The 11995-nt window shown below is 59.1% G+C and carries 9 protein-coding genes and 1 pseudogene; 8 read left to right on the forward strand and 2 right to left on the reverse strand.

Features of this window, described 5'->3' with window-relative positions:
• Positions 1-405: 405 nt before the first annotated feature.
• The 7 genes from PVZ80_RS12785 (at position 406) to PVZ80_RS12815 (ending at position 7703) form a co-directional block, all read left to right on the forward strand.
• The gene (locus PVZ80_RS12785; RefSeq protein WP_273863999.1) at positions 406-3504 is read left to right on the forward strand and encodes an autotransporter outer membrane beta-barrel domain-containing protein; all 3099 of its coding nucleotides are present in this window, start codon (positions 406-408) and stop codon (positions 3502-3504) included.
• Positions 3505-3827: 323 nt separating this feature from the next.
• On the forward strand, positions 3828-4775 hold the full coding sequence (locus tag PVZ80_RS12790; RefSeq protein ID WP_273864000.1) for a DUF3577 domain-containing protein: 948 nt from the start codon (positions 3828-3830) through the stop codon (positions 4773-4775).
• Between the two features lie 213 nt (positions 4776-4988).
• On the forward strand, positions 4989-5330 hold the full coding sequence (locus PVZ80_RS12795; RefSeq protein WP_273864001.1) for a hypothetical protein: 342 nt from the start codon (positions 4989-4991) through the stop codon (positions 5328-5330).
• A 110-nt stretch (positions 5331-5440) separates the two neighbouring features.
• Positions 5441-6268, forward strand: coding sequence for a DUF932 domain-containing protein (locus tag PVZ80_RS12800; RefSeq protein ID WP_273864002.1), 828 nt, complete (start codon positions 5441-5443; stop codon positions 6266-6268).
• Between the two features lie 290 nt (positions 6269-6558).
• Positions 6559-6888 (forward strand): methyltransferase, encoded by a 330-nt coding sequence (locus PVZ80_RS12805; protein ID WP_273864003.1) that lies wholly within the window; start codon positions 6559-6561, stop codon positions 6886-6888.
• A 17-nt stretch (positions 6889-6905) separates the two neighbouring features.
• Positions 6906-7190: a hypothetical protein gene (locus PVZ80_RS12810; RefSeq protein ID WP_273828112.1), complete on the forward strand. Its 285-nt coding sequence runs from the start codon at positions 6906-6908 to the stop codon at positions 7188-7190.
• 102 nt (positions 7191-7292) lie between these two features.
• Positions 7293-7703: an ATPase gene (locus tag PVZ80_RS12815; protein ID WP_273864004.1), complete on the forward strand. Its 411-nt coding sequence runs from the start codon at positions 7293-7295 to the stop codon at positions 7701-7703.
• A 143-nt stretch (positions 7704-7846) separates the two neighbouring features.
• Here PVZ80_RS12815 and PVZ80_RS12820 read toward each other — a convergent pair whose 3' ends face one another.
• Together PVZ80_RS12820 and PVZ80_RS12825 are read right to left on the reverse strand one after the other, a co-directional pair.
• The gene (locus PVZ80_RS12820; protein WP_273864005.1) at positions 7847-9067 is read right to left on the reverse strand and encodes an MFS transporter; all 1221 of its coding nucleotides are present in this window, start codon (positions 9065-9067) and stop codon (positions 7847-7849) included.
• A gap of 284 nt (positions 9068-9351) precedes the next feature.
• Positions 9352-9444: pseudogene (locus tag PVZ80_RS12825) on the reverse strand (3-hydroxyacyl-CoA dehydrogenase); the annotation flags it as partial.
• A 420-nt stretch (positions 9445-9864) separates the two neighbouring features.
• Here PVZ80_RS12825 and PVZ80_RS12830 point away from each other — a divergent pair.
• On the forward strand, positions 9865-11995 hold a 2131-nt coding region (locus PVZ80_RS12830; protein ID WP_273864006.1), incomplete at its 3' end, for a TonB-dependent receptor.

Here is an 11995-nt window from a genome sequence, read left to right on the forward strand (position 1 = left end):
GTTTAAGAAAGGTCCTATTTCCTTGATTGGGCCGCCAGACGAAAATCCAATTTCCCCATTTTGACCCACTCCAGCATCACCTCCTGCCAAGTTCCACCTGGAACAGTTCTGGCACTGCCTGCGGCGCACATAAGTGCCTTTCGCAAGCCCGGCGTAATAGCTCTCCGCGAGCAATCCGGTGTCCCACGCTCTGCTGCTCGCGCTCACTCTGTTGTGTACGTGCTCACGCATGAGCATGGCTTGTAGGCGTCTTTCAGCCCTTACCGGCGTCATCAAGCTCCGGCAGCAGGCCTAACGCCTCACCTCGCGCTCCCTCAGCGATTGCAAGCCTACTCCGAACACAGGCTTTGAAACTCAGCGCACGCCGTTGTCCTGCGTCCGAGCGCACCTTTTTCGAAGGATCCAATGAAATTTCGCGTCAAAACCATCCACTTCGCCATTCTCTCAGCCCTGTTGCCATCCTATCCGACGCTCGCGTCAGAATCTGAAGGCCCACCTCACCCAAGAGCGAGCTCGTCAGACACCATTCTGGCCGAAGGCGTCGACATCTCTGTCGACGGCGCAGTGGTACAAACCCAAGATCAGAATACGCCTGCCCTGCTTGCGCGGGACGGCGGCACCATTACCGTCAATGAGAGCCTGATATCGACTACAGGTCTCGGGGCCAACGCAGCCGAGGCGGAAGGTGGTGGTCGCATAGATCTCAACAAGAGCTCCGTTGTGGTGGACGGCGAGTATGCCAATGCCCTGAGCGTGAAGGACGCAGGTAGCGTGATCCGCGCGAGCGATGCTTCGATTGTCGCCACCGGGTCTATGGCCTCGGCGATCCTTGCAAGGCAAGGCGCAGTTGTCGAGTTGGAGAACGCATCTGTTGTGACGCAAGGGCAGTTCGCCAATACCATCACACTGCACGACAGCACCCTGCGTGCGACCGGTGTTGACGTGATATCCGAGCAGGGAAGAGGACTGACTACTATGGGCGGTGAGGTCGACTTTAGCGGTGGCAGCATTCGCGCCTCGCAAGTGGCAGTCATGATCGCCAACGGTGTGGGCCCGAATCACGAACCTGCTGTGGTGAAATTTCGCAACACCGAAGTTCAATCCAAGGCGGCTGGATTCTTGATCCAGGGCGATGGCATAGCAGCCTCCATTGTCGGGACGAATATCACCGTCAATGCGCCTGACGACCCCTACCTCAATGCGGGCATCATGCTTGGGGGCAATGGCTCTACCGTGGCACTGACCGATTCGCACATTGAAACATTCGGGAGCAATGCCAACGGTGTGTTCAACATGGGCGGGGCATTTTCTATGGACGGCGGTTCCATCACCACCCATGGATACGCAGGATTCGGACTTGGCATCAATGACGCCAACGCGCCCGCCCGTATCGAAGCCAGCAAAGTGGCTATAGAAACAATGGGTGAGATTGGCATCGGCGCAATAGCCCTCGGCGGCGAGCTCTCGCTGGCGGAAAGCAACATCACCACGCGTGGAAGGAATGCCTACGGCGTTCTTTCCAGCGAGGGAGAACTTTCTGTTTCCGGGACAACGTTGCGGACATATGGAGAGGCCGCGCATGGCATTGTTGCCAGTGGGCGAGCGCCGCAATTGGATGCCCTCAACCTGCATACATACGGAGCTGGTTCCAATGGAATCTGGCTGTACAGCACGGATTCGGATAGCAAGAGTCGTCTGACTGTGGCTAACGGCAGCCGAATCGAATCCGAAGATGGTGCAGCGATCCGGGTCAGTGGCGGCAATCACGAAATCGCTTTGTCTGACACGACCGTTGTCGGTCACTCGAAAGGTGCGGACGGTGTGTTGCTGCACGTCGAAGCGCTGGCCGACCTGACTCCCATAGAGATCTTGACTGATCCTAACGCGTCCAGAGACGACCCCGTCAGCGCCGGATCCGTCAGCCTGAATGTCGTACGCGGCCGTTTGGACGGTGACGTGGTAGTGGAAAGCGGATCAACCCGCCTGACGCTACGCGATCAGTCCAGCTTGGCTGGCGCACTACTGAATAGCAATGGACGAGGGGTCGATCACCTGTCGATCGACGAATCCAGCAAATGGCAAGTACGCGCTGATTCTTCTTTGCGCAACCTCGATCTAGCTGGAACGGTATCGTTTGTCACTCCGGACGATACCTACAAAGTGCTAGACGTCACCGGAGATCTTACCGGAGGAGGACTCTTCGTGATGCGCACCGACCTGGCTGCTGGCCAGAGTGATCTGTTGCGTATCGGAGGAACCGTCGAGGGCGACCATCAGGTCTTGGTCGCCAACAGTGGGCATGAACCTTCTTCTGAGAATGGCGCCGTTCGGGTTATCCAGACGGAGGGTGGTTCGGGCTCCTTTTCGTTGGCCAATCGTGGCCAGGTGGTGGACGTGGGAACCTATCGCTACGAGCTGAAGACAGACAGCGCTCTGGGCGGCCGGTCATCGGACTGGAGTTTGGTCAACACGGGACGAGAGCTGCCACCCACGCCACCTTCGATCACTCCACCGCCAGTGGAACCCCCGCCGGTAGCTCCACCGCCGATCACCCCGCCTGCGCCCACCACTCCGCGGCCGGAGCATCTATCCACAGCAGCCAACGCGGCGATCAACACCTCTGCGGCCAGCACAGCCCAGTCAATCTGGCATGCGGAATCCTCGACACTTGCCCGGCGCATGGGCGACCTGCGACAAGGCAAGAAGGAGGACGGCCTCTGGGGCCGCGGATTCAGCGAACGCCAGAAGCTCGACAACGGCGGGGGTCGCACCTTCGAGCAAAACGTTGGCGGCCTGCAATTCGGAGCGGACAAAGTACTGGTCGTTGAAGGAGGGCGTTGGTACGTCGGTGCCCTAGCCGGCTACAGCAATTCGGACCGAAAGTTCAAGAGTGAGGGAACGGGTAGTGCCGACAGCTACCACCTCGGCGGCTACGCCACCCGGGTGGCCGACGCGGGTTGGTACGTCGGCGCAGTGGTCAAGGCCAATCATCTGCATCAGGAGTTCAAGGTGCAGGCGACAGATGGCCGTTCGGTGAAAGGTAGGACGTCGCAGAATGCGTTCGGCGCCTCACTAGAGGCCGGCCGCCAGTTGCAACTGGGCGACGGCTGGTTCATCGAGCCGCAGGCGAATATGTCGGTCCTCCATGTTGGCGGCGACACCTACCGGGCCAGCAATGGCCTTCATGTTTCGGCCGACGCGGGCAACTCTTTGCAACTGCGGGCGGGTTCCTTGCTGGGTCGACGCCTTATCCTGAACGATCGAGACTACGTACAGCCTTACGTAAAACTGGCCTACGCGCACGAATTCGATGGCAAGAGCACCGTGCGAACCAACGGCATAGAGACGCGTACGGACCTCTCCGGCGGCCGTCTGGAAATCGGAGTCGGCGTTGCGGCGTCACTGGCCAAACGCCACAAGATCTATGCCGGCTACCAATACTCCCGTGGAAGCAAGCTGGACATACCTGCGGCCATTTCATTCGGCTACAGGTTCATCTGGTAGACGAATCGCAGATAGCGTGCGGATTGGCTATCGAAGTCAATGCGGCCCGCGTGCGTTCCCTATTTTCCGTAGACGACAGTTCGCTAAAGAGGGAGGCTACCTGCATGTTCCGCCGACAGCTGTCGGCAACATGCCCAGGTAGCTTGGATCATCAGGGCTACGGCACGGCTTACCGTGTTGATCCACCCCAGACTCGCTCCGGCATCTCGTGCGAGTAGTCATCAGCTTTCCGATGACGATGCCAGTTCCTCAACCCACGCGGGGGTTTTACACCTCCCCGTCTGGGTCAGGTGTATCTCCGCTCACCTCTCTGGAGATTCACCATGACCACTTCTTCCCAATCTAATGAAAAGACCTACTTCAATGTCCATACCACTGGGCTCGGCTTCCTCAAGCGCATTCGTGAAGTGACGCCTGGCGGCAGGAAGCGTGATGCCTTTTTGGCCTGCGCCATCAGCGCTTTGACCGGCACTGGTGATAAGCCGACGTATCGCTATCTTGACGTTCGCGTTTCCGGTTCAAAAGCACAGGAGCTGGTACGTAGCTACGCTGCAGATGTCGAGGCCGGTCGCCCGGTCCTGATCCAGTTCCGTGTCGGCGATACGTTTTCGGACGTTTTTGTTCGTACTGCAGGTGATAAGGCCGGCATGCCCGACGCGACCCTGAAAGGGCGCTTGCTGACTGCCGCGGCACTCGACTTGTCGATTCTGCAGCAGGTGGTTCAGCACCAGCTCGATACACGTGGCCTGGGCTACATCAACCGCATCGCGCGCAGTCAGCGCGATCCATCGCTGCGTCACTGCTCTCTCGCAATGCTGAACGGCTCTGTCGATGAACCGGTATACCGCTACGTCGATATCGACGCCACCGACCCTACGGTTGTGGCTCTGCTTGATCAGTACTCGGATGATGTACAAGCCAAGCGCAAAGTGCTCGTGAGCTTCCGTCTGGAGGACCTGGAAGCATCTTTCTTCACGCGTACCAAGGGCGAAAACGCCGGTGAGCACTCTCCGGTGATGAAGTCCACGCTGAGCTACATCGGTACGATCAAGGTCGACGGCCAGGAGGTCTATCGAGACCCGTCGAAGCTCGTTCACTCCGAAATGGCCTCGGAGAATGCCGAAGCAGCTCCTGGAATCGAAGGAGCTGATGCGTCGCCCGCTACTACTCCCCAGGTCGACACTCCAGTCGATCAAGCCAGTGAACAGACAGCCGTAGACAACGTACCGAGTGCAGATGCTCCCGAGCCTCTCACCGAGTCCGCTGCCTAAGCCGCTCGTTCCCCCTCTCGCCCCATCTTCGGATGGGGCGATTTACATCTCCGACGCAGCGTACTGCTGGCCTTCGAGCAGAGACGTCGCACGCGATTTCACCCGGGAATAGCGGCATCTCACTGCCGTTTGACCGTTCGCGCTCAGTTCCACCACCCGCCGGGGACTCCCCCACGGGGAAGCTCCCTGTGACATCCGCCAAGGAGCTTCGCCATGAGCCAACATCTCTTTAAGACCGTCCACAAAGGATTTGCCGTCACTGTCCAGCTCGGCTGGGACCGGCCGATGGGATATTTCTTTCTGGTCATTCACAAACCCGAGAATCTGATCGACAGCGCCATGATGGTCGATGACGAAGACCATCTGTACAGCAACCTCCACGAGATCCACCCGTTTGGCAAGGACCTGGACTACTACCGCCAGGTATTACGCCATTTCAACATCACAGTGCCAGAAAGCATGTTCATCGAGACTCAGCGTGATAGTGAAAGCAACGCTGGCAACCGCGTAGCAACGCATCAGGCGGACGGCTCATTTACCGAGCAGAACGTCTAGCTCTCCTCCGGCCCATCTTCGCGGCCACCTTACTTCTCATCCCAAGCAAGCACGCACCCGGCCCCTTGGGCCGATCGGTGCCGATTGCTGCATCCTCCAAGGAGTACATCATGCAACTCGCCTCTCGCTTCGGCCGCGGCTCCCCTGTGCTGCGTGCCGACCATCCTCTGACCGACGACCAGATCCGCAGCGTCGTTCCATCCATCTTCGCTGAAGCTCCGCACGAGAGCAGGTCCGAGCGGTACAGCTACATCCCGACAGCATCCATCCTCACGGAACTTCGCAAGGAGGGCTTCGAGCCGTTTTTCGTCTGCCAGACCCGTGTGCGTCAGGAAGACCGACGCGACTTCACAAAGCACATGATCCGTCTGCGCCACGCAAGCCAGATCAATGGTGCAGAAGCAGGCGAGATCATCCTCCTCAACTCTCACGACGGCACCAGCAGCTACCAGATGCTGTCCGGCCTGTTCAGGTTTGTTTGCCACAATGGCCTTGTCTGCGGCGACACCGTCGCCGACCTGCGGATACCTCACAAGGGCAATGTGACCGAGCAGGTGATCGAAGGTGCCTACGAAGTCCTGCATGGCTTCCAGAAGGTGCGGGACACTCGGGACTCCATGAGGGCAGTCACCCTCGATGAAGGTGAGGCACGAGTATTTGCCCGGGCTGCTCTGTCCTTGAGGTACGACGACCCGGCAAAGCCTACACCCGTCACCGAAAGTCAGATCCTGCTACCTCGACGACCAGGTGATCGGAAACCTGATCTCTGGACCGTATTCAACTGCACGCAGGAGAACCTGCTTAAAGGAGGTTTGCCAGGCCGAAGTGCAAATGGGAACCGTCAAAGAACCCGTTCAGTGAACGGTATCGACCAGAACATCCGCCTCAACCGTGCGCTTTGGATGCTGGCGGAAGGTATGCGTGAGCTTAAAGCTTGACCCATCGTCGAACGGATCGTCGCTCTCCGGAGTGCGGTCCGTTTCTTTTTGCCGTAATTCCGGGTAGCCGTGCGAACGCATTCCTCCTCGCCTTGCGCAGCTTGCTCTCTCAACCTGAAGTCATGTCTGTCCGGTGTAGCCGGCAACATGCCCAGATGGCGGAGACCTTTAACGCCATGGTGCGATTCCTGCGCTGGTCACGTTCTTACTCGATCCCTCAGGGGCCGCAACGGCCCTGCGGGGCTGAAGCTCCTGTCTCTACTTACACACTACGATCAGGAGTAATCCTCATGTTCCGACTCACCCGTTCGTCCACGCCCAAGCCGCAGCCAATTCCCGTCTTCTGCTTTGGCACGTTGCACCTGAGCGAAAAGGTCCTCTGGCTTGCCAGAAATGGCCTGATCGATCCGCTGATCTACCTGCATCGCCATCTGCGGGGTGACTGGGGCGACGTCAATGCTGACACTCGCCTTGCCAACAACGCCTCCTTGGGCTCGGTCGGTCAACTGACCTCTCGCTACGTGGTGAATCCGCGGCTCACACTGCACATCACCAGCATCGAGAGCAGCTTCCTGACCACGATCCATCTGCAGGGTGAAAGCCCAGTGCAGAACGGCTGATCCACCAGGAGGCAATCATGACCATTCGAAACCCGTTGTTTGCGGTAGGTGCCTTGATCTTGAGCCAGGACATCGATCGCCTGATGCGTGAAGGTCTGCTCGACCCCCTGTCGTACTTCGCTCTCCATGCGCATGGTGATTGGGGCGACGTTGATGATGACGTCAGACAGGCCAACAACTCTGCATTGAAGGAGGGCGGACAGATCGAGTCCCTCCACAACCATTCGCAGGATATCTGCATCCGCATCTACACCCTGGCAGATCGAAGCATCACGCGCATCGAGCTCGCCAGCGGAAGCTGATCGCCACCCAGCAGCACTCGTCGCTTTCGCGTCCTTTCCACCCTTTGGGGCATGTCATCGCCCCTGGGGACGGTGCATGCCCCGCTCTATTGGAGTTTCACCGTGACCGCAAAATCGTACGTTTCGATGGAGCAGCACATCTGCGTGGTGTGCGCCCAGAAATTCGATACTGGCAGCATTCTTCTCGACAAGCGCTTGCGCTCCAGCATGGAGCATCACACGTTGACAGGTTGGGGGCTGTGTCCCGACCACCAGAGGTTGTTCGACGACGGCTTCGTAGCCCTGGTTGAGTGTGACCCTGAGCGCAGTGGAAAAATCCTGGAGTCTGGTCGTATGAAGCCTGATCAGGCCTATCGGACTGGCCAGTTGGCCCATCTGAAACGCGAAGCTTTCGCAAGGGTATTCAATGTTCCCGTTGCACCGGAACTACCGTGCATCTTCGTCGAACCTGGGGTGATTCAAATGCTGCAGGCAATGACCAAAGACAGCAACGGGTTTTCAGTCGCGGAGTGAACCAGTCGCGTGAGCGTGACTTGGCAAGCTTCCACTTCGATACGATCTTCAAAGGCCCTTCGGGGCCGTTTTTCTTGGTGCTTGCGGTAGGGTGCACCAAGAGACCCGCATCTGCATACATGGGCTGCATAGCTCGAACATCTCTACGCTGCGCGGGCAGCGAGTATGACGCCGGCAGCCGACAGCAGTGCCGATGCACCGGCAAGTACGATGGACAAGGTGTAGTTCTGGTACAGGTCGTACAAATGCCCAGCGACACTGCCGCCCGCTACGGCGGCGATACCGACCGCGATGTATAGCGCTCCCAGAATAGCGCCCAAATTGCGGGTACCGAACCAGATACTGGCCAGTGCCGGGTACAGTGCGATACAGCCTCCGTTGGCTGCACCAAAGAGCAGGGCAAATGCAACGAGTGCAAGAAATCCATCCGCCACACTCCACAGACCACACAGTACGGCCAGACTGAGCGTGAGCACAATCAGAAAGCGCTGTACGCCCATCCAGTCGCCGATTCGTCCCAGGACCAATCGACCACCGATATTACCCACGCCGATCAGACCGATAAGCAGGTTGGCCTGTGTAACATCCAAGCCCTGCTGCTGCGCATAGGGATTGATGTGAATCAGCGCGAGAAACAGGCCGACTGAGCCGAAAAAGATCGCCACGAAGAACCACCAGAATCTCGCCTGGCGTGCCGCCTCTCGCAGCAAAACGCTCCTGTCGAGCCGCGCCGCCTGCATCGATCCCGCGACAACAGGACCAATGCCATCAGGATGCTGACCCAGGTCCTCTGGCCTGTCGTGCAAGCTCGCGGCAGCAGTTAGTCCCAACAGTGCGATCGCGCCAGCATAGATCTGCATCGTGCTTTGCCAGGACAGGTGCTGCATCAGCAAGCCCGCGACCATCGGCCCCACGAGGGTGCCCAGACCAGTCCCCGCCAGCGCCAGGCCGGAGGCTGAACTGCGGTGGACGATGAACCAGCGCTGGATCGTCGCGACTGCCGGCACATAAACCAGGCCGACCCCCAGCCCCACCAGGATGCAGAATGCGACCAGAAACAGCGTGAGCGACGAGGAAAATAGGCTGCTGGTCAGGAAGCCCAGCGATAGCAAAAAAATGCCAATGCTACTCACCGTACGCACCGAAGTACGGTCGCTCCATGCCCCGGAGAAAACCCCCACGACGTAATAGATCAACGCCGTCAGCGAGAAGATCGATGCCGTTGCGAACCGGCCTGCGTCAAAGTTCGACTGCAAGCTTGTGAAGAATGCACCGAATGAATACGCAGCGCCGAAGATCAGCGCGAGTAAAAGGTGTACGGCCGCCACCATGTACCAACCATAAAAATTCTGCCTGTTCTTCATCGCGGGACTCCCTTTATTTTCATTGGGCTCGACCATTAGATACATGTACATGTATATACAATAGAAACAGACGATCGTCTTCCGAGAATTGGTCGAACACTCTTCTAAGCGTGTTCCTGCTTTGTGATGGAATCTTTCAGCGATAGCCTTCCGGGTTGTTATCTTGCCGCTGCTGAATCAGTCAGATCGCATGTTTTTTTTAGATCTGCTGAGCGATATGCCCGTCACCTTGAGCCTGCGGATACAGCCGCTGCCCCGCGTCGGCGAAAATCACTGGGCTCTATTTACTTGGCGGCCATGCGCAAGACGCCATCGAGACGGATCATCTCGCCGTTGAGCATGCTGTTTTCAATGATGTGCCGCACCAGCGCGGCGTAGCCGAAGAACTCATCGTCCAGGCGCCAGAACCGTGTGTAGGCACTGGCCGGCACCCGTACCGTGCCCCGCTGCGGGCCCGCCGAGTTGATGCCGGCCCTGCACAGCAGTGTCTCTTCCGACATCGCGACCAACGGCTTCCATACCAGGTAGACAGGACGGCCGTCATAGGCAGTGAGCGGGAAAAGGCCGGTGGGCTTGGTGCCACCCTCTCGCTTTCAGGCACAACGCGACAGCGGACCCTGAAACAGATTGAGACGGTATTTGAAGATCAGATATTTGCTCTTCCATAGCGAGAAATATCCCTTAAACGCAAGGAGGATTCTGAACAACGTCAATACCCCCCAAGCGGCATTGAGCCTATACCTAACAGCAATTATTCTCATTTGCGATCAAATCTCATAAACAAAAGAGTGATCCCTATGAACAAGAAAGTTTCGCCTGCGTTGCCATCACGCCATTTTTTGGCCTCTTCCCTAGGCTTCGCAATTGCCTCCGTACCAAACGTTAGCGGTGCCGCAGAACCGCAGAGTCGCCTGCAACTGGAGAGCACCAGGATCGAGGCCGAAGAATACCGCGGCTACAAAACCGAACGCTCATCCTCGACCAAGTACGTTGCTCCGCTGCTGGACACCCCGCAAACCATAACGGTGATCCCATCGCAGGTCATTCAGGAGCAGCAGGCGCTGAGCCTGCGCCAGGTGCTGTCGAACGTGTCCGGCATCACCTTCAACGCCGGCGAAGGCGGTGGCGGCTCGGGGGACAGCATCAACATCCGCGGCTTCTCGGCCAACAGCAACATGCAGATCGACGGCCTGCGCGACAGCGCGCAGACCAACCGTTCCGACACCTTCAACGTCGAGCAGGTGGAGGTGATCAAGGGCCCCAACTCGGTGTTCGGCGGCGCCGGCACCACCGGTGGCAGCATCAACGTGGTCAGCAAGCAACCGAAGAACCAGGCGTTCACCCGCCTCGGCGGTAGCCTCGGCACCGATAACTACTACCGCCTGACGCTGGACAGCAACCAGCCCCTTGAAGGCGTCGGCCAGGACAGCGCGGTGCGGATCAACCTGATGGGCCATCAGAACGATGTGCCCGGCCGCGACAAGATCGACCGCGAGCGCTGGGGCATCGCGCCGTCGTTGCGCCTGGGGTTCAGCGACGCCACCCGGCTGACCCTCAGCGCCTTCCACCAGACCGACGACAACCTGCCCGACTACGGCGTACCGGCGCTGGACGGCAAGAAGCTGGCCGGGGTCAAGCGCGATGCCTATTTCGGCTGGAAGAACCTCGACAAGGAGCAGATCGAACAGAACGCCTTCACCGCCGATTTCGAGCACGACTTCAGCGACCACCTGCGCCTGCAGAACCTCACGCGCTACAGCCGCACCGCGCGCGACACCATCGTCTCGGCGTCCCATGTCAACACCAGCGGCGTGCCGGCGGGCCGCTACCGTCCGGCCGGGCCCCAGGCCTACGGGCGCGACGCCACCACCGAGATGTGGATCAACCAGAGCAACCTGATCGGCGACTTCGAGTTCGCCGGCATGCGCCACGACCTGGTGGCGGGCGTGGAACTGTCCCGGGAAACCCTCGACCTGAAGACCTACAACCACGGCCTGAACACCGCCTTGTATCCACGCGACGGCTATGCCCTGGGCAGCCCGCCCGGGCGCTGGAACGGCCCGGTCAACAAGACCACCAGCGGTTATACCGAGACCACCCTCAAGGGCCAGGCGTACTACCTGTTCGATACCATCGCCCTGAGCGAGCGCTGGGACCTCAACCTCGGCCTGCGCTACGACAAGATCAAGGGCGATGTCGACAAATACTCGGCCAGCCATGTGAAAAGCGAGAGCCTGGTCTCGGACACGAACAAGGCCAGCGCCCGCACCGGCCTGGTGTTCAAACCGACCGAAAACGGGCGCATCTATGCCGCCTGGGGCAACTCCTTCAACCCGTCCGCCGAGAACCTGGCCTCGACCGGCGGTGGCTTGAGCAAGGGCAACCAGGACCTGGCGCCGGAGAAGAACGAAACCTGGGAACTGGGCACCAAGTGGGAATTGCTGGACAAGCGCCTGGAACTGGACGGGGCGCTGTTTCGCGTAGAGAAGAGCAACGCCCGGGAAACCATGGCCGACGGTTCGACCCAACTGGCTGGCAAGCAACGAGTGCAGGGTGTGGAAATCGGCGTCACCGGGCATGTCAACGAGCATTGGGATGTGTTCGCCAACTACACCTTCCTCCACAGCGAAATCCTCAACGCGGCAAACACCGCCTCGGGCATCGCGCGCAAGGGCCAGGCCCTGGGCAACACGCCACCGCGTTCGCTCAATCTGTGGACCACCTATGAACTGCCAGCCGGCTGGACCCTGGGTTACGGCACTCGTTATGTCAGCGAGCGCAACGTCAGCTCCAGCACCCGCGCCAAGCTTGACGCTTACTGGGTACACAACGCCATGCTCGCCTACAAGGTCAACCACAACCTCGACCTGCAGCTGAACGTCAACAACCTGTTCGACAAGGACTACGTGGAACGGGTGCGCCAGCAGA

Origin of the sequence: Pseudomonas sp. B3G-3 (assembly GCF_028640915.1) — a bacterium.
Classification (GTDB): domain Bacteria; phylum Pseudomonadota; class Gammaproteobacteria; order Pseudomonadales; family Pseudomonadaceae; genus Aquipseudomonas; species Aquipseudomonas chlororaphis_I.

Coding starts and splice junctions, on each gene's coding strand:
- PVZ80_RS12785 (WP_273863999.1), top strand. CDS start 406: ATGAAATTTCGCGTCAAAACCATCCACTTCGCCATTCTCTCAGCCCTG.
- PVZ80_RS12790 (WP_273864000.1), top strand. CDS start 3,828: ATGACCACTTCTTCCCAATCTAATGAAAAGACCTACTTCAATGTCCAT.
- PVZ80_RS12795 (WP_273864001.1), top strand. CDS start 4,989: ATGAGCCAACATCTCTTTAAGACCGTCCACAAAGGATTTGCCGTCACT.
- PVZ80_RS12800 (WP_273864002.1), top strand. CDS start 5,441: ATGCAACTCGCCTCTCGCTTCGGCCGCGGCTCCCCTGTGCTGCGTGCC.
- PVZ80_RS12805 (WP_273864003.1), top strand. CDS start 6,559: ATGTTCCGACTCACCCGTTCGTCCACGCCCAAGCCGCAGCCAATTCCC.
- PVZ80_RS12810 (WP_273828112.1), top strand. CDS start 6,906: ATGACCATTCGAAACCCGTTGTTTGCGGTAGGTGCCTTGATCTTGAGC.
- PVZ80_RS12820 (WP_273864005.1), bottom strand. CDS start 9,067: ATGAAGAACAGGCAGAATTTTTATGGTTGGTACATGGTGGCGGCCGTA.